Source organism: Stenotrophomonas sp. YJH_SMC_25 (assembly GCF_059369595.1).
Window position 1 is genome coordinate 461948 of sequence record NZ_JCAFSV010000001.1, and the last position, 23272, is coordinate 485219.

At 67.4% G+C, this 23272-nt stretch carries 20 protein-coding genes and 1 tRNA gene; 10 read left to right on the top strand and 11 right to left on the bottom strand.

Features of this window, described 5'->3' with window-relative positions:
- Positions 1–28: 28 nt before the first annotated feature.
- Together rng and AC5P7E_RS02205 are read right to left on the bottom strand one after the other, a co-directional pair.
- Positions 29–1516 (bottom strand): ribonuclease G, encoded by a 1488-nt coding sequence (rng, locus tag AC5P7E_RS02200; protein ID WP_005410529.1) that lies wholly within the window; start codon positions 1514–1516, stop codon positions 29–31.
- On the bottom strand, positions 1509–2117 hold the full coding sequence (locus AC5P7E_RS02205) for a Maf family nucleotide pyrophosphatase (protein WP_032966937.1): 609 nt from the start codon (positions 2115–2117) through the stop codon (positions 1509–1511). Before AC5P7E_RS02205 ends, rng begins: the two co-directional genes overlap by 8 nt.
- Positions 2118–2248: 131 nt before the next feature.
- On the opposite strand from AC5P7E_RS02205, the gene AC5P7E_RS02210 reads away from it, so the two are divergent.
- From AC5P7E_RS02210 to AC5P7E_RS02225, 4 genes are all read left to right on the top strand, one after another.
- On the top strand, positions 2249–2986 hold the full coding sequence (locus AC5P7E_RS02210; protein WP_005410531.1) for an SIMPL domain-containing protein: 738 nt from the start codon (positions 2249–2251) through the stop codon (positions 2984–2986).
- Positions 2987–3199: 213 nt separating this feature from the next.
- Positions 3200–3850 (top strand): energy transducer TonB, encoded by a 651-nt coding sequence (locus tag AC5P7E_RS02215; RefSeq protein ID WP_099472658.1) that lies wholly within the window; start codon positions 3200–3202, stop codon positions 3848–3850.
- A gap of 196 nt (positions 3851–4046) precedes the next feature.
- Positions 4047–6884, top strand: a complete 2838-nt coding sequence (locus tag AC5P7E_RS02220; protein ID WP_005410533.1) for a TonB-dependent receptor — start codon at positions 4047–4049, stop codon at positions 6882–6884.
- Positions 6885–7013: 129 nt separating this feature from the next.
- The gene (locus AC5P7E_RS02225) at positions 7014–8435 is read left to right on the top strand and encodes a basic amino acid/polyamine antiporter (RefSeq protein ID WP_099472665.1); all 1422 of its coding nucleotides are present in this window, start codon (positions 7014–7016) and stop codon (positions 8433–8435) included.
- Positions 8436–8508: 73 nt separating this feature from the next.
- Here AC5P7E_RS02225 and AC5P7E_RS02230 read toward each other — a convergent pair.
- The 8 genes from AC5P7E_RS02230 to AC5P7E_RS02265 all read right to left on the bottom strand — a co-directional run bounded on the left by AC5P7E_RS02230 (position 8509) and on the right by AC5P7E_RS02265 (position 15400).
- A tRNA-Asn gene (locus AC5P7E_RS02230) sits at positions 8509–8585 on the bottom strand.
- Between the two features lie 22 nt (positions 8586–8607).
- A complete protein-coding gene (rlmH, locus tag AC5P7E_RS02235) occupies positions 8608–9078 on the bottom strand; it encodes a 23S rRNA (pseudouridine(1915)-N(3))-methyltransferase RlmH (protein ID WP_005414126.1) in 471 nt (156 codons plus the stop codon).
- Between the two features lie 64 nt (positions 9079–9142).
- Positions 9143–9553 carry a ribosome silencing factor gene (gene rsfS, locus AC5P7E_RS02240; protein WP_005410536.1) on the bottom strand — a complete coding sequence of 137 codons (411 nt, stop codon included), beginning with the start codon at positions 9551–9553 and terminating at the stop codon, positions 9143–9145.
- A 58-nt stretch (positions 9554–9611) separates the two neighbouring features.
- Complete coding sequence (nadD, locus tag AC5P7E_RS02245; protein WP_005410537.1) at positions 9612–10280, bottom strand: nicotinate-nucleotide adenylyltransferase; 669 nt, start codon at positions 10278–10280, stop codon at positions 9612–9614.
- Positions 10281–11318, bottom strand: a complete 1038-nt coding sequence (holA, locus tag AC5P7E_RS02250) for a DNA polymerase III subunit delta (protein ID WP_005410538.1) — start codon at positions 11316–11318, stop codon at positions 10281–10283.
- A gap of 9 nt (positions 11319–11327) precedes the next feature.
- On the bottom strand, positions 11328–11912 hold the full coding sequence (locus AC5P7E_RS02255; RefSeq protein WP_005410539.1) for an LPS-assembly lipoprotein LptE: 585 nt from the start codon (positions 11910–11912) through the stop codon (positions 11328–11330).
- A 137-nt stretch (positions 11913–12049) separates the two neighbouring features.
- Positions 12050–14692 carry a leucine--tRNA ligase gene (leuS, locus tag AC5P7E_RS02260; RefSeq protein ID WP_012480931.1) on the bottom strand — a complete coding sequence of 881 codons (2643 nt, stop codon included), beginning with the start codon at positions 14690–14692 and terminating at the stop codon, positions 12050–12052.
- 105 nt (positions 14693–14797) lie between these two features.
- A complete protein-coding gene (locus AC5P7E_RS02265) occupies positions 14798–15400 on the bottom strand; it encodes a DUF998 domain-containing protein (protein WP_114618686.1) in 603 nt (200 codons plus the stop codon).
- 124 nt (positions 15401–15524) lie between these two features.
- Between AC5P7E_RS02265 and trxA the strand changes: the two genes are divergently transcribed.
- From trxA to AC5P7E_RS02285, 4 genes are all read left to right on the top strand, one after another.
- Positions 15525–16382 (top strand): thioredoxin, encoded by an 858-nt coding sequence (gene trxA / locus AC5P7E_RS02270; protein WP_005410542.1) that lies wholly within the window; start codon positions 15525–15527, stop codon positions 16380–16382.
- Between the two features lie 153 nt (positions 16383–16535).
- Positions 16536–18191, top strand: a complete 1656-nt coding sequence (locus tag AC5P7E_RS02275) for a FecR family protein (protein ID WP_114618685.1) — start codon at positions 16536–16538, stop codon at positions 18189–18191.
- Positions 18188–19813, top strand: a complete 1626-nt coding sequence (locus AC5P7E_RS02280; RefSeq protein ID WP_114618684.1) for a CHASE2 domain-containing protein — start codon at positions 18188–18190, stop codon at positions 19811–19813. Before AC5P7E_RS02275 ends, AC5P7E_RS02280 begins: the two co-directional genes overlap by 4 nt.
- Before the next feature lie 73 nt (positions 19814–19886).
- Positions 19887–20339 carry a DUF4442 domain-containing protein gene (locus AC5P7E_RS02285; protein ID WP_010482929.1) on the top strand — a complete coding sequence of 151 codons (453 nt, stop codon included), beginning with the start codon at positions 19887–19889 and terminating at the stop codon, positions 20337–20339.
- Positions 20340–20346: 7 nt separating this feature from the next.
- On the opposite strand, the gene AC5P7E_RS02290 is transcribed toward AC5P7E_RS02285, so the two are convergent.
- Entirely contained in the window at positions 20347–21663 is a 1317-nt protein-coding gene (locus AC5P7E_RS02290) for a hypothetical protein (RefSeq protein ID WP_114618683.1), read from the bottom strand.
- Positions 21664–21739: 76 nt separating this feature from the next.
- Here AC5P7E_RS02290 and AC5P7E_RS02295 point away from each other — a divergent pair, with 76 nt between their 5' ends.
- Both AC5P7E_RS02295 and AC5P7E_RS02300 read left to right on the top strand, forming a co-directional pair.
- The gene (locus AC5P7E_RS02295; protein ID WP_005414135.1) at positions 21740–22435 is read left to right on the top strand and encodes a DUF502 domain-containing protein; all 696 of its coding nucleotides are present in this window, start codon (positions 21740–21742) and stop codon (positions 22433–22435) included.
- Positions 22432–23217 (top strand): queuosine precursor transporter, encoded by a 786-nt coding sequence (locus AC5P7E_RS02300; RefSeq protein ID WP_012480937.1) that lies wholly within the window; start codon positions 22432–22434, stop codon positions 23215–23217. Before AC5P7E_RS02295 ends, AC5P7E_RS02300 begins: the two co-directional genes overlap by 4 nt.
- Positions 23218–23272 lie beyond the last annotated feature (55 nt).

Below are 23272 nucleotides of genomic sequence, written 5' to 3' on the forward strand. Positions count from 1 at the left end.
GCCACCGCCGGCCTGCGGCCGGCGAGGATCAGAGCAGAACGACATCGAATTGCTCCTGCAGGTACTGCTCGTCCGCCTGGAAGCGGATGCTCTTGCCGAGGAATTCCTCCAGCTCGGCCACCGCCGAGGATTCCTCGTCGGTGATGCGCGCGACCACCTTGGTCGAGGCGATCACCAGCAGGCGTGCGGCATCGAACTGGCGCACGGCACGGGTGATCTCGCGGAAGATCTCGTAGGTCACCGTTTCGGTGGTCTTGATGCTGCCACGGCCACTGCACTGCGGGCACGTTTCCGACAGCTGGCGCTCCAGGCTTTCCACCGTGCGCTTGCGCGTCATCTCCACCAGCCCCAGCGGCGAGAAGTCGTACACCGTGGTCTTGGCATGGTCGCGGGCCAGCGCCTTTTCCAGGGTGCGCAGCACCTGGCGGCGATGCTCGGCATCGTCCATGTCGATGAAGTCGATGATGATGATGCCGCCCAGGTTGCGCAGGCGCAGCTGGCGGGCCACCGCCTGTGCCGCTTCCAGGTTGGTGCGGAACACCGTCTCTTCCAGGTTGCGCTGGCCGAGGAACGAACCGGTATTGACGTCGATGGTGGTCATCGCCTCGGTCTGGTCGATCACCAGGTAACCACCGGATTTCAGCGGCACCTGCTTGTCCAGCGCACGGCCGATCTCGTCCTCCACCCCGAACATGTCGAAGATCGGGCGATCGCCTGAATACAGTTCCAGCTTCTCGGCCAGCACCGGCATGTACTTGGCGACGAACGCCTGCAGCTGCGCGAAGGTTTCCTTCGAGTCCACCTTCACCTTGTCCACGTCCTTGCGGATCAGGTCGCGCACCGAACGCAGCGGCAGGCTCAGGTCTTCATAGATGTTGCTGCACGAGGCCGCTTCGCGGCCGCGGCGCTCGACCACGTTCCAGACCCGCGACAGGTAAGCGATGTCCTCGGCGATGGCCTCGGCCGGTTGGCCCTCGGCATTGGTACGCACGATGTAGCCGTAGCCGCCATGCTGCGCAGACAGCTCGGTCACCAGGGCCTTCAGGCGGGCGCGCTCGGCTTCATCCTCGATGCGCGCGGACACCCCCACCACCTTGGATTGCGGCAGCAGCACCATGTAGCGCGACGGAATGCTGATCTGGGTGGTCAGGCGTGCGCCCTTGGTGCCGATCGGGTCCTTCACCACCTGCACCACGATGTCCTGGCCGTCACGCAGCAGCTCGACGATGGGCACGCTGGCCGGCGGCGGCAGGGTCGTGTTCTCGGTGTCTGCACTGGCCACCGGGGCCGGGCGCACCACGTCGTTGGCGTGCAGGAACGCGGCGCGCTCCAGGCCTACCTCGACGAACGCGGCCTGCATGCCGGGCATGACCCGCTGCACCTTGCCCTTGTAGATGTTGCCGACCACACCCCGGCGCCAACCGCGCTCGATGTGCAGTTCCTGCAGCATGCCGTTCTCGATCACCGCGACCCGGGTCTCGCGCGGGGTCACATTGACCAGGATTTCCTCAGACATCGGCAGCCTCCCTGGCGGCATCGGCAGTGGGGGCCGGCACGCCACAGCGCGCCAGCAGACGATCGGTATGCAGCAATGGCAGCCCCATGACGCCGGAGTAGCTGCCGGAAAGATGTTCGATCCAGCGCTCGGCCCCGCCCTGGATGGCGTAGGCCCCGGCCTTGTCCAACGGCTCGCCGGTGGCGACATAGGCGGCGATGTCGGCGGCGGCGATCGGGGCGAAGGTCACTTCGGAAATGACCAGTTCGCTGTCCAGCCCGTCGGCGCCGACCACCACCACCGCAGTCATCACCTGGTGGGTGCGCCCGGCCAGGCGCGCCAGCATCGCGCGTGCGCCGGCGGCGTCGGCCGGCTTGCCGAAGACCTCGCCGTCCAGCACCACTTCGGTGTCCGAGCCAAGCACCCGCGCCTGCGGATCATCGGCCAGCACCCGGGCCAGGCCGGCGCGCGCCTTGTCGGCGGCGACCCGGCACACATACTGTTCGGCGCTTTCAGCGGGCGCGCGCTGCTCGACGACCTCCAGGTCCAGGGCCTGGAAGGGGCGTCCGAGTCGGGCCAGCAACTGGTTGCGTCGGGGGGAGCGGGAAGCAAGATAGAGCATCGGCACAGCATAACCTGAGGCCGCCACCTGAATCGTCGGCAACCCGTCCCGGAACGCGTTGAACCCCGAACGGGCTCACAGCGCGTTCATCGCTACGACACCACCCTCAACGGCACAACAAGGAGTTCTCCATGCGCCTGACCGCCACCCCGCTGCTGCTTGCCCTGTCCCTCGCCCTTGGAACCTCGATGACTGCCCATGCCGCCCCGTCGTCGCCGTCGATCGCCGCCGCGGCCGAAGGCACGCTGCTGAACATCTCGGCCAATGCCGAAGCCACCCGCGTACCGGACGTGGCCACCCTGTCGGCCGGCGTGGTCACCCAGGCTGCCGATGGCAACAGCGCCATGCGCCAGAACGCCCAGCAGATGGACAAGGTGCTGGCCGCGATCAAGGCCGCCGGCATCGCCGAGCGCGACGTGCAGACCAGCGGCGTCAGCCTCAACCCGCAGTACCGCTATGCCGACAACGAAGCGCCGAAGATCACCGGCTACCAGGCCAGCAACACGGTCAGCCTGAAGGTCCGTGACATCGCCAAGCTCGGCAAGGTGCTGGACGCGCTGGCCGCTCAGGGCGCCAACCAGATCAACGGCCCCAGCTTCGAGATCGACCAGCCGGAACCGGTCTATGACGAAGCGCGCCTGGCCGCGCTGAAGAAGGCCCAGGCCCGCGCCCAGACCTATGCCAAGTCGCTCGGCCTTCAGGTGCGCCGCATCGTCAGCATCTCCGAGAATGCCGGGGGTGGTTACCGCCCGATGCCGATGATGCGGACCATGGCCGCCGGCGCGGCGATGGACAAGGCCACGCCGGTCGCCCCGGGCGAATCCACTGTGTCGGTCAATCTGGACGTGGTGTTCGAGCTGGGTCGCTGATCCCATCCGTTCCGGTAGACAGAGGCGGGTCCCGCAGGGGCCCGCCTTTTTCATGGACCGGGGCGGCTGGCTGAAGGCCAGCCCAACGATCCTGCCCCTGCCTCTAGGCAGTGGCCGGGGCCTGGCGTTAATGATTGGCTGCCAGCCGCGTGCGGCAACCCCGCCACGGGCCCTGGTGCGTTGAGGACTTCGTCACTGGCATGGAGGTGGACCATGGTTCGTACGTATCCCGTTGCATCCCCGCACTTCGACCCCGCCCGCGTTGCCGCCTGGAGCGCGGCCATCGCCCTGCACCTGCTCGCGTTCCTGTTGCTGCTGATCCCGGCGACCTACCAGGCCGTGCAGGTCCCGCGTGACAAGACCACGGTCAGGCTGATCGAGAAGATCCCGCCAACGCCGCCCCCACCGGTGCTGCAGGAACCGAAGGAAGTCGCCCGGGTCGTGCCGAAACCGCAGGCACAGCCGGCGACACCGCCACTGCCGACCCCAACCGCGACCGTGGAGGAAACGCAGGGCATCATGCTGCCGGCCGCCGAACAGGCTCCGCCGCAACTCGCGCCGAGCATCGACACCCATGCACCGCTGGCCGGCGCCCAGCTGCAATACCGCAGCGCCCCGCCACCGGTCTATCCGGTCGCCGCACTGCGCAACCATGAGCAGGGCACGGTGCTGCTGCGGGTGGAGGTCGACAGCGGCGGCCAGCCGGTCGCGGTCAGCATCGAGCGCAGCAGTGGCTCCCGCCACCTGGACCAGGCTGCACGCCAACAGGTGCTCAAGCGCTGGCGCTTTGAACCGGCCCAGCGTGATGGTGTAGCGGTACCGGCCATCGGTTTGGTGCCGGTGCAGTTCTCGTTGCCGGACTGACGACCCGGGCCGGTCCGACCGCCTGTCGGACCGGCCTTCGGGACCGAACTGCCAAACTCGGCAAAGTTCCAGTTCAAACGTTACGGATTAAGCAAAATTTCACGACTTCGTCACCCGTCGGAAACCTAGATTGGCCCGTCCCGGACACTCCGGAGACAGCCCTCAACGCTACGGTTTTCCAGTTAGGAGAGAAGCTGTGAAACACCTGATCCAACGGCCCGCCAGCCGCCGCCGCTGCACCCTGGCATCGTCCATCACCCACATCCTTACCGGCGGCACATTGCTGCTGGTTGGCGCCGTGGCTTCCACCTCCGCCTTCGCGCAGGAGAAGGCCACCAACCTGGACCGCATCACGGTTACCGGTTCGAACATTCCGCGCACCAACACCGAAACACCGTCCCCGGTGCAGGTGGTGACCCGCCAGGAAATCGACCGCACCGGCAAGACCACGGTCGCCGAATACCTGCAGACCATCACCGCCAACGGCGCCGGCTCGATTCCCAAATCATTCGGCAACGGCTTCGCCGGCGGTGGCGCCGGCATCTCCCTGCGCGGTCTTGGCGCGGGCTCGACCCTGGTCCTGTTGAACGGCCGCCGCATGGCGACCTATGGCCTGGCCGATGATGGCCAGAAGGTCTTCACCGACCTGAGCACCATCCCCCTCGACGCCGTTGAACGCGTGGAAGTGCTGAAGGACGGCGCCTCGGCGATCTATGGCTCCGATGCCATCGCCGGCGTGGTCAACATCATCCTGCGCAGTGATTTCCAGGGCGCCATCCTGCGTGGCTCCTATGGCGTCTCCGGCGACGGCGACGGCGATACCCGCAAGGCGACCCTGACCGCCGGTACCGGCGACATGGCCACCGACGGCTGGAACGCCTTCTTCAGCCTGGACGTCGGCAAGAGCGACGCGATCAAGATCAGCGACCGCAAGAACCGCAAGTGGATCGGCACCGGCGACACCCGCCAGTGGGGCTACGGCAACAATGCACAGTTCTTGGGCGGCGCCTTCCTCAGCGGCAGGACCCGTGGCGGTGTCGGACCGAACGGTTCGGTGTATGACGACCGCAATGTCACCGAGACCAATCCGGCGACGCTGGTACCGCTGCCGGGCTGCCAGGGCCTGACCACCATTGGTGGCCAGACCGATGCTTCGGTGGCCGCGCAGGGCTGCCTGTGGGATCCGGCGCAGCTGTACCGCGACATTTCGCCGGAAGAGAAGTACGTCAACGTGTTCGGACGTGCCAGCTTCGCCTTCGGCGAGGGCGGCGAGATCTACACCGAGATCGGCTACTCGAAGAAGGAGACCACCTTCAGCAACACGCCGTCCGGTGTTTCCGGCGGCTGGGGCTACCCGGGTGGCCCGGTGAACGCCAACAGCGGCGACGGTGCCGTGGTGCTCGGCCCGAATCATCCTGACCGGCCTGCCGGCCTGGGCAACGGCCCGTTGCGCCTGCGCTACAGCGCCTGGGATGTCGGCCCGCGCGTGACCGACAACACCAACGAGTTCAACCGCTTCCTGGTCGGCGTCAAGGGCAACTGGGGCGACTGGAGTTATGACACCGCCTACCTGCATTCGGGCACCGACCTGGTCAACGAGCGCACCGGCTTCCTGCGCTACAGCGCCGTGAAGTGCGCGCTGGGCGACGCGAACTGTGCCGGTGGCGTGTGGCGCATCGGTGACAATGCCAACCTGAACTCCAAGGCACTGTACGACTACATCTCGCCGAAGATCAGCGCACGCGCCAAGTCCAGCCTGGACATGTTCGACTTCACCGTGTCGCGCAGCCTGATGGATCTGAAGGGGGGGCCGCTGGGCCTGGCGATCGGTACCGAATGGCGCAAGACCAGCAACAGCCTGACCCCGCAGACCTACACCGACACGGGTGACATCATCGGCCTGGGCTACTCGGCCTATGACGGCACGCAGAACGTGTACGCCGGTTACGTCGAACTGTCGGCACCGGTGCTGGAGCAGTTGGAACTGTCCGCTGCACTGCGCTACGACAAGTATGAAAGCGGTGAAGGCAAGGCCACGCCGAAGCTGGGCGTGAAGTGGACGCCGGCCGACTGGATCGCCTTGCGCGCCAGCTACGCCGAAGGCTTCCGTGCACCGAACCCGGCCGAGAACGGAGACGGTGGCCTGGCCGCCTTCTCCACGGCCTCGGATCCGATCCGTTGCCCGGACGGTGAAAACCCGGCCCCGGGTGCTTCGCCGGACGACTGCGGCTCGCAGTCGGTTGCGATCATCACCCGTCCGAACAAGGACCTGAAGCCGGAAGAGTCGAAGAGCTACTCGGTGGGCATCGTATTGCAGCCCACCAGCTCCACCTCGCTGACCGTCGATGCCTGGGAAATCAAGCGCACCAACGAGATCGCCCAGGGCGATACCGATGACGCGATCCGTGCCGGCAATGTCCTGCGCGACAACAACCTGCTCAACGGCGTCGCAGGCACCGGCAGCATCCTGGCCGTCAATACCGCCTACATCAACGCCAGCTCCTCGCGCGTTCGCGGCATCGACACCGACATCCGCCAGACCTTCGACATCGGCCCGGGCCAGCTGGAGATGGATCTGCAGTGGAGCCACCTGCTGAAATTCGAGCGCACCAGCGGTGGCAGCACCGATGACTTCCTGGGCACGCACGGCAACTGCGACGTGACCAACTGCATCGGTACGCCGAAGGATCGCATCAACTTCGGTACCACCTGGAAACAGGGTCCTTGGAGCGTGAGCGGCGTTGCCAATTACATCTCCAGCATGGACAACACCGACAAGCGTGGCGGCAAGTACCAGTTCTTCTACTTCGACGGCACGCCGGTGAAGAAGATCTCCTCGTTCACCACCTTCGATCTGTCCGGCCGTTGGGCTGTTACCGACGAGTTCGAGCTGAGCGCTTCGGTCGAAAACGTGTTCGATCGCATCGCTCCGCTGGATCCGCTGACCTATGGCGGCGTGAACTACAACCCGATGCACTTCAGCGGCGCCATCGGCCGTTACTTCACTGTCGGCGCCAAGTACACCTTCAAGTAATACCGTTCAACGCACCACCGTCGAAGGCCCGGGCATCTGCCCGGGCCTTCGTCGTTGCGGCCCCTTGCGTGCATGTTCACGGGCACACCGCTACCGTGGGTCAGCGGCATCAGCGCCGCAGGGGACATCATGGCCGTGACATCACAACGCCTCGGGCTGCCCGCGTTGACCGCACTGGTGGTCGGCTCGATGGTCGGTGCCGGCATCTTTTCATTGCCGCAGAACGTAGCGCACAGCGCCGGTCCGGCGGCGGCGCTGCTCGGCTGGGCGGTCAGCGGCGCCGGCATGCTGATGCTGGCCTTCGTGTTCCAGGCCCTGGCCAACCGCCGGCCGGATCTCGATACCGGCATCTACGCATACGCGCGCGAAGGCTTCGGCAACTACATCGGCTTCTCCGCTGCGTGGGGCTACTGGGTTGCCTCGGTGCTCGGCAACGCCAGCTTCTTCGTGCTGATCTTCAGTGGTCTCGGCCACTTCATGCCGGTCTTCGGTGAAGGCAATACCCCGGCCGCCGTGGCCGCTTCGTCGCTACTTCTCTGGACCGTGCACCTGCTGGTGCTGCGCGGCCTGCGCACCGCCGCCATCGTCAACGGGCTGGTGACGGTGGCCAAGCTGCTGCCTATCACGCTGTTCCTGATCCTGGCCGCCGGCGCCTTCCGCATGGATGTGTTCCGTGCCGATTTCCTGGGCGCGCCCGCGCTCGGCGACCTCGGCCAGCAGCTGCGCGGCATGATGCTGGTGACCGTGTGGGTATTCATCGGCATCGAAGGCGCCAGCATCTACTCGCGGCGCGCGGCCCGTCGCGCCGATGTCGGCCGCGCCACGGTGATCGGCTTCCTCGGCGTCTGGCTGCTGCTGGTGCTGGTCAGCCTGCTGTCGATGGGCGTGCTGTCGCAGGCCGAACTGGCGGGGTTGCCCAATCCGTCGATGGCTTATGTGCTGCGCGCCATCGTTGGCGAGTGGGGCGCGACGGTGATCATCGTCGGCTCGATCATTTCGGTACTCGGCGCGCTGCTGGCCTGGGTGCTGCTGTGTGCCGAAGTGCTGTACGCCGCTGCAGGCGACGGCACCATGCCGGCCTTCCTGGGACGCGAGAATGCGCGCGCCGTGCCCGCCAACGCGCTGTGGCTGAGCAATGGCTTGATCCAGCTGTTCCTGCTGCTGGTGCTGGTCAACTCCGGCAGCTACACGGGCCTGGTGCTGCTGGCGGCCTCGATGAGCCTGGTGCCCTACTTCCTGTCCACCGCGTTCGGCGTGCAGCTGGCGTGGCGCGGGGACGCCTATGCGGGTGAACCGGGCGTGCGCTGGCGTGACTTCGCTGTGGCGCTGCTGGCCAGTGCCTACGCGTTGTGGCTGGTGTATGCAGGAGGCCTCGACAACCTGCTGCTGTCGGTGCTGCTGTATGTGCCCGGCGTGGTGGTGTTCGCACTGACCCGGCTGCAACGCGGTGAGCAGGTATTCACGCGTTGGGAATGGGTGTTGTTCGGCGCCATTCTGGTGGTGGCCATCGCTACGCTGGTGGCGTTCTCCAGAGGTGAGCTGGCACTGTAGAGTCGAGCGCGGGCTCGGCTCTACAACAACGCAAAAAAAAGACCTGCATCTTGCGATGCAGGTCTCTTCAAGGTGGCGCCCGAAGTTGGACTCGAACCAACGACCCCCTGATTAACAGTCAAGTGCTCTAACCGGCTGAGCTATTCGGGCAGACGACTAGTATAACCACTCTTCACGCGCGATGGTAGGGGTGATTCGCAATCATTGCGGCGGCCCGGTACAACTGCTCGGCCACCACCAGGCGTACCAGCATGTGCGGCAGCGTCAATGGTCCAATCGACCACTTTTCGTCGGCCAGCGCGGAAACTTCCGGCGAATGCCCTTCCGGGCCACCGATCAGGAAGGCAAGGTCCCTGCCCTGCCCACGCCAATGCTCCAGCCGCTGCGCCAGCTGTTCGGAACTGAGCTGGCGGCCCGGCACATCCAGCGCCACCACATAGGCATTCTTCGGCAGTGCGGCGATCACGCGCCTGCCTTCGTCTTCGGTGGCGCGGCGCGCATCGCGGCCCTTGCCGCGCAGGCCGGGCTCGATTTCCACCAGATCGAACGGCAGCCAGTGCGACAGCCGCTTCTGGTACTCGGCGAAGCCCTGCGCCACCCAGCTGGGTGCGCGTTCGCCGGTAGCAATCAGGCGGGCTTTCATCAACGGTCCTCCAAAACGTCGACGGCGCCATCGGCGCCGTCGAAGGGATGCATCAACGTGCGGCTCAGGCCACTTCGTCGTCGCTGGACGGCGGCTGGTCGCCAACGGTCCACAGGCGCTCCAGGGCATAGAACTCACGCACGCGCGGCAGCATCACATGCACGATCACGTCGCCCAGGTCGACCAGCACCCACTCGGCTTCGCGCTCGCCTTCAACACCCAGCGGCATCACGTCGAGATTCTTGGCAAAGCGCACGACTTCATCGGCGATCGACTTGACGTGGCGGGTCGAGGTGCCCGAAACGACGATCATGTAGTCGGCAACGCTGGACCGGCCGCGCACATCGATCTCGACCAGGTCCTTGGCCTTCAGGTCTTCGGTGGCTTGGCGGACGCTGGCCAGCAGTTCCGGCACGGACGGCGGCGGGCTGGGCAGATCGACCTTGATGGTCTGGGGCTGGGTCTGGTTGCTCAAAGTGGATCGACTCGATAAACGTGGGGGCGATTATACGGGCAAGCCGGGGCGGCGGCATTCACGGCGTAGGGGAGCGGTACAGGCCATGGGCGGCCACATAGTCGGCCACGGCCGGCGGCAGCAACGCCCGCCAGGGGCCGCCGGCGGCGATCTGCGCACGCACGGCACTGGCCGATTCCTCGCGCAGCGGATGATGCAGGCGCAGGATGCGCCCGGCCGGACTGGCGAACAGGGCCTGCTCGTTGTCGGCCCAGCGGCCTTCCAGGGCGCGGCCAAGTTCGCCATCCACCGAGGCCTGAAGGGGGCTGCCCGGGCGCTCGGCCACCACGAAATGGGCCAGCCCGAACAGTGCCTCCCATTCATGCCAGCGGGTCAGGCCCAGCAGGCTGTCGGCCCCGACCAGCCAGGCCAATGGCCGGCTGGGGCCCAGCTCGCCGCGCAGTTCGCGCAGGGTGTCGACGGTGTAGGACGGGCGGCCGGGAAAGCGTATGGCGCGGTCCAGTTCACGATGGTCCAGCAGCAGGCCAGGCTCATCGCCGATGGCCAGCGAGAGCATGGTGAAGCGCTGGTCAGCGGTTGCGCCCGGCACCGCGCGATGCGGCGGATCAGCCGCCGGCAGCATGCGTACAGCGACCTGCAGTTCGTCACGGGCAGCACGCGCGATGGCGAGGTGCCCGAGGTGCACCGGATCGAAGGTGCCCCCGTAATAGATCCGCAGGCTCATCATTCAGGCCCGCGCCAGCAGGCGCACGGCACGCGGTTCGGCCACGGCCACCAGCAGGCGCTCCAGCGCCAGCCAGGCATCACCGTCGGCGCGCCCCTTGGCGATGCGGTCGACCAGTCCGGCCTCGGCCACGAAACGCTCCCAGCGCTTGCCCTCGGGGTGCCGCTGCAGCGCACGCTTGTAGGGCGCTTGCCGCGATTCCCAGATGCCGCGCGATTTCATTTCGGCGGCCAGATTGCCGCCACGCGCCTGTACCCGGGCCAGGCCGGCACCAGCCAACAGCTCGCGGATCACCATTGGCATCAGTGCGGCCACCGCCTCGCCTTCGCCACGCAGGCCCGCCAGCATGCGCAGCACCGCCGGCGGCTGGCCGGAGAACGTGGCTTCCAGCAGCCGGAAAACGTCATAGCGGGCGGCGTCGGCCACCAGCGATTCCATCCGTTCCACGTCCAGCGGCTGGCCGTCGGCCAGCAACGCCAGCTTGTCGATTTCCTGCGCAGCGGCCAGCAGGTTGCCCTCGACCCGCTCGGCCAGGCGCTGCACGGCGGCCGGATCGGCACGCAGGCCCTTGCCACGCAGGCGGCGCTCGATCCAGTCCGGCAGTTCGTGCGGCTTGATCGCCCACGCCACCGACAGCACGCCGATGCGATTGACTGCCTCGGCCCACTTGCCCTGGTGGGCCTTGCTCCATTCGTTGGCGGTAATCATCAGCACCACGTCCGGCGCCGGGTTGGCGCAGAACTGGCTGATCACCTCGGCCCCGTCCTTGCCCGGCTTGCCGCTGGGCAGGCGCACCTCGACCAGGCGGCGGGCACTGAACAGGCTGGGCGCGTTGAAGCTGGCGTCGAGCTGGTTCCAGTCGAAATCACGCCCATCGGCGTCGAACACTTCCCGCTCGGCAATGCCGGCGGCGCGTGCGCGTGCACGGATGGCGTCGGCCGCCTCAAGCACGCGCAGGGTTTCCGGGCCGGCAATCAGGTAGACCGGCGCCAGCGGGGTGTCAGCGCCCTGGCTGGCCAGCTGCTCCGGACGCAGTTCCATCGTCGCGACTCAGTGCTTGGCTGCGGGGACCGGCTCGGCCGGCTCCGCCCCTTCGATCGGCTTGGCCTTCGGCGCCGTCAGGCTGCCGCCCTTCTCGATCTCGGCGCGCACCACGCTGTCGATGCGGCGGATGATCGACGCGGACATTTCCCGTCGCAGCTCATCGGCCAGGATTTCGCGTTCGGTGGTGGTACCGGTGGCGTCGGTCGGCGGCGACACGTAGTCGCGCGACAGTTCGATCACCTGCTGCGGCACCAGCTCGCTGCCATCCTCGCGACGGAAGATGAAGATCACCGCATAGCGCAGGCTGTACTCCTGCGCACGGCCCTGCGAGTCGATGGCGATCGGCAGGTCGCCCCAGCGTTCGGACAGCACCTGGAGCTGGGTACTGGGCCCCTTGCTGTCCTCGTCGGCCAGCTTGGCACCGGATGCCAGCAGGCTGCGATTGAGCAGCTTGACCAGTTCGCTGTAAGGCGCGGTGGAGACCACCTTCACCGGCGCCGTGTCGGTCGGCAGCATCAGCTTGTTGCGCAGATGGAAACCGCAGCCGGCAAGGCCGAGGACAAGAACGAGGGCAAGCAGGATTCGGGTCATGGAGACAGTCTGGCGGAGCCGGGCGATCACGGCAACACACAGCCTGCCCGAAGCCGCGTGAATGCAGGGCCATCAAGTGCATGGCCCCGCACCGGGAAGGTACCGGCCACCGCGTGGGTGACCGGCCCAAGGATGCATCAGGCAGCGACGATGTTCACGATCTTGCCCGGCACGATGATGATCTTGCGCACGGTCAGGCCTTCCATGAACTTGGCCGCATTCGGCTCGGCCAGAGCCAGTGCTTCGACCTGCTCGCGTGCAGCGTCGGCGGCCACCTCGATGGTGCCACGCAGCTTGCCGTTGACCTGCACGGCAAGGGTCAGCGCGTCGCGCACCAGCGCACCGGCGTCGGCCTGCGGGAACGGCTGGTCTTCCAGCAGCGTCTCGCCATGGCCCAGCACCTGCCACAGGGCGTGGCTGGCATGCGGGGTGATCGGGTTCAGCAGCAGCACGATGGCCTGCAGCGCTTCCTGGCGCACCGCACGGCCCTGCTCGCTGCCGTCCTCGAACTTGGCCAGCGCGTTCATCAGTTCCATCACCGCCGCGATGGCGGTGTTGAAGCTGTGGCGACGGCCATAGTCGTCACCGACCTTGCCGATGGTCTCGTGGGTCTTGCGACGCAGTGCCTTCTGGTTGGCGTCCAGCGCGGCCACGTCCAGCGCCGGGGCGGCACCGTCGGCGGCGTGCTTCTGCACCTGGGCCCACAGGCGGCGCAGGAAGCGCGCCATGCCGTCCACGCCGGCTTCGTTCCACTCCAGCGACTGTTCCGGCGGGGCGGCGAACATCGAGAACAGGCGCACGGTGTCGGCACCGTACTTGTCGACCATCGCCTGCGGGTCCACGCCGTTGTTCTTCGACTTGGACATCTTTTCAGTGCCACCGACCACCACCGGCTGGCCGTCGGCGATCAGCGTGGCGCCAGTGATGCGGCCGCGCTCGTCGCGCTGCACTTCCACATCGGCCGGATTGATCCAGTCCTTCGAGCCGTCCGGGTTCGGGCGGTAGTAGGTCTCGGCGATCACCATGCCCTGGCACAGCAGGTTGCGTGCCGGTTCGTTGCTGTCCACCATCCGCGCGTCGCGCAGCAGCTTGTGGTAGAAGCGGAAATACATCAGGTGCAGGATCGCGTGCTCGATGCCGCCGATGTACTGGTCGACCGGCAACCAGTAATTGCCGCGCTTGTCGACCGCATCACGGGCACCCGGCGAGGTGTAGCGGGCGTAGTACCAGCTCGACTCCATGAAGGTGTCGAAGGTGTCGGTCTCGCGCTCGGCCGCGCCGCCGCATTCCGGGCAGGTGGTCTTGCGCCATTCCGGATCGGTCTTGATCGGCGAACCAGTCCCCGAGAACGCCACGTCCTCCGGCAGCACCACCGGCAGCTGCTCTTCCGGCACCGGCACCGCACCACACTTGTCGCAGTAGATCACCGGAATCGGGCAACCCCAGTAGCGCTGGCGGCTCACGCCCCAGTCGCGCAGGCGATAGTTGACGCGGCGCTGGCCCTGGGCCTTGCGCTCGAAGCGTTCGGCCAGGGCTTCGAAGGCGCCCTGGAAATCCAGCCCATCGAATTCGGCCGAGTTGACCAGCTCGAAGGCACGGTTCTTGTCGCTGTACCAGTCCTGCCAGCGGGCACCATCCCAGGTGCGCTCGTCGTCGTTGCGCGGATCCTTCAGCGCGATCACCTGCTTGATCGGCAGGCCGTACTTGTTTGCCACTTCATTGTCGCGCTGGTCGTGGCCCGGAACAGCCATCACCGCACCGGTGCCGTAGCCCATCAGCACGAAGTTGGCGACCCACACCGGCACCTTTTCGCCGGTGACCGGATGGATGGCACGCAGGCCGGTGTCCATGCCGCGCTTTTCCTGGGTTTCCAGCTCGGCCTCGGACACGCCACCCTGCTTCATTTCCGACAGCAGCGCAGCCAGTTCCGGGTTGTTCTTCGCCGCATGCAGGGCCAGCGGATGTTCGGCGGCGATCGACACGAAGGTCACGCCCATCACGGTATCCGGACGGGTGGTGAACACGCGCAGCGGATCCAGCGCAGTGCCGTCGACATCACGCACGTCGAACTGGATTTCCAGGCCCTCGGAGCGGCCGATCCAGTTGCGCTGCATGGTCTTGACCGAATCCGGCCAGCCGTCCAGTTCATCCAGGCCGTCCAGCAGTTCCTGGGCGTAATCGGTGATGCGCAGGAACCACTGCGGGATCTCGCGCTTCTCGACCAGCGCACCGGAACGCCAACCACGGCCATCGATGACCTGCTCGTTGGCCAGCACGGTCTGGTCGACCGGATCCCAGTTCACCACCGCATTGCGGCGGTAGGCCAGGCCCTTGCGCATCAGGCGCGTGAACATGCGCTGTTCGTGGACATAGTAGTCCGGGCGGCAGGTGGCGAATTCGCGCGACCAGTCCACCGCATAGCCCATGGCCTTGAACTGGCCACGCATGTGCTCGATGTTCTTGTAGGTCCAGGCCGCCGGTGCGGTCTTGTTCTTGATTGCCGCGTTCTCCGCAGGCAGGCCGAACGCGTCCCAGCCCATCGGCTGCAGCACGTTGTGCCCGGTCATGCGCTTGTAGCGGCTGATCACGTCGCCGATGGTGTAATTGCGCACGTGGCCCATGTGCAGCGCACCGGACGGGTACGGAAGCATCGACAGGCAGTAGTACTTCGGCTTGTCCGAAGTCTCGTCGACTTCGAAGGCCCGGGTGGCGTCCCAGTACTTCTGGGCGGCGGATTCAACCTGCTGCGGGTCGTAGGCGTTGGTTTCAGCGCTGGTCATGGAACACGCGGATGCGGCGGCAAAGCGGTACAGCGTACCGCAGTGCGGCAAACGTCTCCAATCCTGCCCGCCGACCGCCGGCGCCGCCAGCGCCCGGAGCCGGTCTCAGCGCGGTCGCGACAGAGGCAGGGCCAGCGCCAGCCAGACCGCCCAGCAGGCGAATGCAAGCCGTTGTGCCAGCGGCGCCGGCAGCACGCCCTGCAGCGCAAAGGCAGCCAGCGCTGCCAGCGCGCCACAGGCGAGCGCCACCCCGCCCAGGGCGCGGCCGTGCGTCTGGCGCAGCTGCGAGATGCCCAGCAACAGGGTGCCGGCGACGAAGCCCAGCACCCAGATCATCCAGGCACTGGCGTGCAGCTGGCTGGCCGGCCCGTGCAGATCGTCCACATCCAGCGGCATCAAGCCCATCGCGGTGAAGGCCAGTCCGCCCAGCAACAGCATCTGGCTGCCCACCCGCGGCGCCCAGCCAGCACTGGCCGGCAGCTGTCGGCGCAGGCACTCGGCCACGACCACCGCCAACAGGCCCGGCAGTACGAAGCCCAGCAGATTGAAGGCCAACGCGTGCGGCACGCCGTGTGCGCCCAGCAGGGCCACCGGGTGCCGCGCCTGTGCATAACCTTCCAGGCCGGCGCCGAAGCCCAGCACCGCCAGCACGAACAGCAGTGCGGCGGCGGGGCCGGACAGACGCAACAGGGAAGACGGGGAGGTCATGCGGGCTCCAGGAGCAACGGCGGCGGGAACGACGCATTGTCGGGCATTTGCCGCAGTCCGGGTTGAGACTGGCATCGATCGTCACCATAGAATCGGTCTCCAGATGCCAATCGATGCCTCCCCCATGACCGAGACGACCTACGTATTCGACGCCACCACTGCGACCTTCGAGGCCGAAGTCCTGCAGAAGTCGCTGCAGACGCCGGTGCTGGTCGACTTCTGGGCCACGTGGTGCGGCCCCTGCAAGACCCTGGGCCCGATGCTGGAAAAACTGGCCGCCGAATACAACGGTGCCTTCGAGCTGGCCAAGGTCGATGTCGACAAGGAACAGCAGATTGCCGCCGCCTTCCAGATCCGCTCGGTGCCCACCGTGTTCCTGGTCAAGGGCGGCCAGCTGGTGGACGGTTTCCCCGGCGCCATCCCGGAAGGCCAGCTGCGTGAGTTCCTGGCCCAGCACGGCATCGTGCCGGCCGACGTCGGCGACACTGCCGCCGAGGACGAAGCGCCGTTGGATCCGCAGGCACAGGTGGACGTACTGCGTGCGCAGATCGCCGCCGAGCCGGACAAGGACGAGCTGAAGCTCGACCTGGCCCTGGCCCTGCTGCAGATCGGCGGCGTGGACGAAGCCGGTACGCTGATCGACGGCCTGCCCGCCAACCTGGCCACCGACGACCGCGCCGTGCGCGCCCGCGCCCGGCTGTCCTTTGCCGCCGCCCTGAAGGACGCCCCGGCCGCCGAGGTGCTGGACGCGCGCATCGCCGCCAACGGCAATGACCTCAAGGCCCGCCACCTGCGCGGCGTGCAGCTGCTGCTCGGCGGCCATGACGAAGCCGCGCTGGCGCAGTTCCTGGAAATGCTGCGGATCGACCGGAGTTTCGAGGAAGGCCTGCCGCGCAAGGCGCTGATCGATGCCTTCAATGTGATCTCCGACGAGGACCTGGTCGGCCAGTACCGCCGAAGGATGGCCTCCCTGCTGTTCTGAACGGAAGCCGGGTTCGTTCAGAATCCCTGCACTGGACGCGGGCAATAATGCGCACGATGGCGGCCGTACGGCCGCCACGATCCGTTCGGGGGGATGAGGTCGGGGCCATGGGGTCTTGCAGCTGCACCCCCGCATTGCCGGGATTGCAAAACTGTGACCTTCGTCCGCTCGCTGTTGTTTGCCATGCGCTTCCAGGGCGCCCTGCTCTGTGCCCTGCTTCTGCTGCCGGCCATCGCCGCCGCGCAGGACTGGAACTACCGGGTCCGCCCCGGCGACACCCTGTGGGATCTGGGTGGCGTGTATCTGAAACCCTCGGTGCGCTGGCAACAGCTCCAGCAGCACAACCGAATCGACAACCCCTACCGGCTGCCGCCCGGCCAGCTGCTGCGTTTCCCCATCAGCTGGCTGCGCATCGAACCGGCACCGGCGCGGGTGCTCTCGGTCCGCGGCAAGGTCGAACTGTCCAGTGGAGACGGCAGCGCCAGCCGCGCCATCCAGGCCGGCGAGCAACTGCATATCGGAGACACCGTGCAGACCGAGGGCGAATCCAGCGTCACGCTGGAATTTGCCGATGCGTCGCGCCTGCAGCTGCGTGAGTACTCGCGCCTGCGCCTGGACCAGCTCAGCCGCTACGGCCACACCGGCATGGTCGACACCCGCCTGCGCCTGCAGCAGGGCCGCGCCAGCAATCGGGTGACGCCCGCGCGCGGCCCGGCATCGCGTTACATCATCGATGCGCCCACCGCCACCAGCAGCGTACGCGGCACCGTCTTCCGGGTCAGTGCCGGCGACGGTCGTGATGTCGCGGCCACCGAGGTCCTGCAGGGCAAGGTACAGGTCGGCAACGCCCATGGCCAGCGCATGGTCCAGCCCGGACAGGCCACCCGCAGCGCCAGCGCAGACGCCGCTCCGGACGCAGTCTCCGTACTGCTGCCGGCACCGCAGCTGCGCAACGATGAACTGCGCCTGGCCCCGTTGCCGACGCTGCTGGCATGGACTCCGGTCGCCGGCGCCGCGCATTACCGCGTTGAAGTGGTGGAGGCAGCCACGCCGGAGATCCTGCTGTTCGCTGCCACCACCCCCGATACCCGCCTGGCCATCGGCGATCTGCCGCCGGGCCAGCTGCGCATCCTGCTGCGCGCGGTCGATGCGCAGGGCGTGGAAGGCATCGACGCCAGTGCCGACTTCGAACTCAGCGACCAGCCTCCACCGCCGCTGACCCTGGCCCCGCTGCATGGACAGACAATCAACAGCGACCGCCCGCGTTTCCGCTGGAGCCAAGCCCCCGGTGCGCGCAGCAGCGTGCTGCAGATCGCGGCTGATTCCAGCTTCGTACAGCCACTGCAGGAACAGACCAGCACCGGCACCGACCTGCGCCTGGCGCAGCCATTGCCGCCGGGTCACTACTTCTGGCGGATCGCCTCCCGCAGTGCCGATGGGCACCAGGGGCGCTATGGCCAGGCCCTGCCACTGCAGCTGAGCAACGAGCCGGTGGATCCTGCGCTGCAACCGCCCGAGGCCGCGCACGGTGAACTGACCCTGCGTTGGCAGGCCGGCAGCGAAGGCCAGCGCTATCGCGTGCAGGTCGACCGCCGCGGCGACTTCAAGGCACCCCTGGTCGACGAAACCGTGGCCGAACCGCAGGTCAGCTTCAAGCGTCCGTGGCGCGGCACCCTGCATGTGCGCGTGCAGTACATCGACGATGACGGCCATGCCGGCGAGTTCTCGCCTGCCCAGAAGATCGCCCTGCCGTGTCGCCTCTGCTATGGCACCGGCGGCGGTGCCCTGCTGCTGTGGCTGCTGTTGTGAGGCGTTCGCCGCTGCCGTGGTCGAAGCGGGTCCTGCTGGCCATGCTGGCCGGGATACTGACCCTCGTCGCCAGCCAGGGCCAATGGCTGTGGCGGCAGGACGAGGCCACCTACGACGCGATGGTCGGCAACTGGGACTATCGACCCGACCCGAGCGTGCTGATCGTGGCCATCGACGAAGGCAGCCTGCAACGCATCGGCCAATGGCCGTGGCCGCGCTCGGTCCACGCCCGGTTGCTGGATCGCCTGACCGATGCCGGTGCCGAACGGGTCGCGCTGGATCTGATGCTGTCCGAGCCAGACCGCCGCGACAGCCGCCAGGATGAGGCGCTGGCCGCGGCCATCCGTCGCAATGGCCGGGTGGTGCTGCCGGTGCTGGCCGCACCGGCAGCCGGTGATCGCATGGCCGAGGAAATGCTGCCGGTTCCGCAGATCGCGGCCAGTGCCGCCGCCATCGGCCACACCGACGTTGAGGTGGACAGCGACGGCGTCGCCCGCGGCATCTACCTGCATGCGGGCATCGGCAAGGCGCATTGGCCGGCGCTCGGGCTGGCCCTGACCGGCCTGCCTGCGGGCGCGGTGCGCGGACTGCCCGACCCTGATCCCGAGGTGGGCTCGCCTTATCAATGGCGGCGCAACGACTACGTGCGGGTGCGCTATGCCGGACCTCCCGAGCAGTTGCCGCAGGTTTCCTACGCAGACGTACTCGATGGCCACGTGGACATGGCGATGCTGCATGGCCGCCGCATCATCGTCGGCATGACCGCCAGCGGCATCGCACCGCGCCTGCTGACCCCGACCACCCGCGAGTTCTGGATGAGCGGCAGCGAGTACCAGGCCAACATCGCCTCGATGCTGCTGCGGCACAAGCAGATCGAGGTGCTGCCCCGCTTCTGGCAGCACACCATCAGCGCGGTGCTGGTGGCGCTGTGCGTGATCCTGCTCGGCCTGCGCCTGCCGTGGCTGGCGGCGCTGTGTTCGCTGCCGCTTGCCCCTCTGCTGAGCTGGTTGCTGTTGCGCACCAGCAACCTCTGGTGGGCGCCAGCCACCGCCCTGCTGGGCGTCCTGCTGGTCCTGCTGGCCTGGGCGACCTGGCGGATTTCGGCCTGGCACCGGCAGGCCAACCGCGACGCACTGACCGGCCTTGGCAATCGCCTGCGTTTCGAACAGGCGTTGCAGCAGGAATGCGACGCCGCACGACGCAACGGCAAGCCGCTGAGCCTGGCGCTGATCGACGTCGACCACTTCAAGCGCCACAACGACCGCCATGGCCACCAGGTCGGCGACCGCGTGCTGCGGGACGTCGCCCGGTTGATCGGCGCGCATGCGCGGCGGCCGCGCGACATGGCCGCGCGTTACGGTGGCGATGAATTCGCACTGGTACTGCCCGATACCCCGGCCGAAGGCGCGCGGCTTGTCATCCAGGACCTGATCGACTGCGTACGTGCGTTGCCGGTACACGGTGACGGCAGCGACGATCGGGTGACGCTCACCATCGGCGTGTTTACCCGGGTACCGGAAGGCGAGCTGCAACCGCATCATTTCGTCGAAGGGGCCGACACCGCGCTGTACCAGGCCAAAGCGAATGGACGCGACGGGTATGTGATCGACGGCGGCGCGTGACCGGTGCCACCGGGTGCAACATACGCATGCGAATGGTTAGACTGGACACCTCGCCCAGCGCCCCCGGATCCGCATGAACGCCCGTCTGTTCCGCTTCGGCATCAACCTCTGGCCGCCCTTCCTGTTCACCGGCATCCACGTCACCCGCATCACCCCCGACTACCGGCAGATTGATGTCGAGCTGCGCCTGCGGCCATGGAACCGCAACTACGTCGGCACCCACTTCGGCGGCAGCCTGTTCGCGATGACCGATCCGTTCTGGATGCTCGGCCTGCTGCACATCCTCGGCCGCGACTACTACGTGTGGGACCGCGCCGGCGCCATCGACTTCCTCAAGCCGGGCCGTGGCATCGTGCGGACGTCGTTCCGCATCGACGACGCGCTGCTGGATGAACTGCGCGCCGAAGCGGCCAGTGGCGAGAAGGTGCTGCGCTGGTTCAGCAACGACGTGATCGATGAAAGCGGCGAAGTGGTCGCACAGGTCCGCAAGCAGGTGTACCTGCGCCTGAAGCCGCACGCGCGCTGAGCGCGCCTCAATCGCGCGCCAACGCAGTCGAAGCTGGCTCCGCCTGCAGCGGCACCGACAGCCACGGGCTTTCGTCGTTGCTGCGGGACGGCGAGCGGCGCGGCACCTGCAGATGGCGGCCATCCGCCGACAAGCGCGGCACCCGCACCGGCGAGGCGAACTGCGCCGGCAACCGCTGCAGGGCATCCACCGGATCCCCCGGCTGCTGCCGCAGCCAGCGCTGTGCACCCAGCAGGCGCAGCATCGCCGCGGCGTCCTGGGTGCGCGACGAATAGGACGGATAGACCGGACCCGCAATGTCGGTCAACAGGCAACCCATGACGTTCGACAGGCAACCAAAGTCACGCTGCGGCGGCGCCGGCACCGGCAACGGACGGTCCGCCTCCAGCGCAGCGGTCGCCGTCGCGCCACAGGCCCAACCGAGATTGCCAGCCGCACGGGCCAGGGTGCTGCTGCGGTCCAGTACCAGCGCGCCGCCGAATTCCCGCGCCGAGGTCTCGATCGCCACCTGGTTCATCGCATACTCGCCCTGCATCGCACGGCACAGGCTCTGCTCGTCGGCCCGCATCGGCTGCATGGCCTGTTCGCATTCGGCCGGCAGCGGGTGATCGGCAGGCAGTTCGACCAGCATGTCGGCCAGCAGCTGCGCGTTGGCCTGTACCAGGCTGGCGCCGATGATGCTTTCGACCAGATAGCCGCCACCGGGCACCAGCCGCCGGCCCAGCTGCACTCCCCGGCAGCTGCCGCGCAGGGCACCGTCGATGTCACCCTGTACGAACGCCAGCGCGCGTGCGCTGGTGGCATCGACCACCAGCCCGTAGGTCGGCATCGGCACCAGGATGCCCTCGCCCTTCGGCTGGAACGGCGATACGAAGTAGTCTGCTTCGGCGAGCTGATCCAGCCGCGCATGCAACTGCTGGTGCCCGGCATGGGCCTCCACGAAGCGTTGCGGGTCCGCGCGGACCTGGGCGAGGCAGCCGCGGGCGGCCGGCCCGCAACTGGCACCGGGCCGCGAGCGCAGCTCGGCATGGTTGGCCACCAGGTGTGTCTGGCCGCCGCTGCTGCCCCGCAGGTCGGCCTCCCAACGGCGCACGTCCTCGGCCAACGCCTGCTCGCGCTGGCGGGCATCCAGATCGTCGAACGGCAGCGTCCACAACAGGGCATAACCGTTGCGCCCGCTCGCCGGCAGCCGCGCTTCCAGCCGTTGCTGCGCCTGCAACCGCGATTCCGGCACCGGCCACATGCGTGAGGCGCACCACACCACGATGGTCAACAGCAGCAGGCCCGCCAGGGTCCAGCCCAGTCCGCGCAGAATCTTCAACACAGCTTCCCTTCCATGGCTCGTTGCCGCAGTCGATCCACCAGCGTAATCGACCGGCAGTGACCGCTACAATGCGCATATGTCGCTCGAAGCCCCCGCCCTGGTCCCCCGCCCCTCCCTGCAGCGCCTGTTCCTGACCGGCCTGCTGACCCTGCTGCCGATCTGGCTGACCTGGGTCGTGGTCAAGTTCGTGTTCGTGCTGCTGTCGGGCATTTCCAGCCCGCTGGTGGTACCGCTGTCCGAGCAGATCGCGACAAGCTTTCCGCACTACCTCGGCTGGGTCCGCGCCGAATGGATCCAGGACACCATCGCCCTGCTGGCCACCCTGCTGGTGATCCTGGCGGTGGGCGTGGCCAGCCGCCGCGTGCTCGGCCAGCGCCTGCTGCGCTGGGTGGGCGCGGTCATCAAGCGCATTCCGCTGGCCAGCATCATCTACGACAGCGCAAAGAAGCTGCTGGACATGCTGCAGACCGAACCGGGCAGCACCCAGCGCGTGGTGCTGATCGACTTCCCGCACCGCGACATGAAATCGGTCGGACTGGTCACCCGCGTGATCAAGGAACACGGCACCGACCGTGAGCTGGCCGCGGTGTATGTACCGACCACGCCGAACCCGACCTCGGGCTACCTGGAAATCGTGCCGGTGGAACTGCTGACCCCGACTGACTGGACCGTCGACCAGGCCATGAGCTTCATCATTTCCGGCGGCGCCGTCGCACCGTCCAGCGTGCCATTCACCCGCGCCGGCGAACGCACCGGCGAACGCACCGAATGACCCCGGCGCCGATCGAGCGCCCGCTGCAGGACCGCGCGGTCCTGCTGTTCATCGTGCTGGCCGCGTTCTTCTGCGGCAATGCGGTGCTGGCCGAGCTGATCGGGGTGAAGATCTTCGCGCTGGAAGACACCCTGGGCATCGCCCCGCTGAACTGGAACCTGTTCGGCCAGACCGGCTCGCTCAGCTTCACCGCCGGTACCCTGCTGTGGCCGGTGGTGTTCATCATGACCGACACCATCAACGAGTTTTTCGGCAAGCGCGGCGTGCGCTTCATCTCGTGGCTGGCGGTGGTGCTGATCGGCTACGGCTTCCTGTTCGCCTTCGCGGCCATTTCGCTGGCGCCGGCCAGCTGGTGGGTCACGTCGATGGATGGCCACGGTGTGCCCGACTACCAGGCCGCGTTCGCAGCCGTGTTCGGCCAGGGCATGTGGACCATCGCCGGTTCGCTGGTGGCCTTCCTGCTTGGCCAGCTGATCGACGTGGCGGTGTTCCACCGCATCCGCCAAGCCACCGGTGAACGCCACGTGTGGCTGCGTGCGACCGGATCGACTGCGATCTCGCAGGTGGTGGACAGCTTCGTGGTGATCTGGATCGCCTTCGTGCTGGGCCCGCAGCACTGGCCGACCTCGCTGTTCCTTGCGGTCGCCAGTGTCAACTACGTGTACAAGATGGGCTTTGCGGTCGCCCTGATTCCGTTGCTGTACCTGATGCGGCGTGCCATCACCCGCTATCTGGGCGCCGATCGCGCGGCGGCACTGCGCGCCGCCGCTGCGGCTGACTGAAGCCCCAGCGCCACCAAGCTGACTGCGTCTTCACGCTGGCCGTACGCGCGCGGAT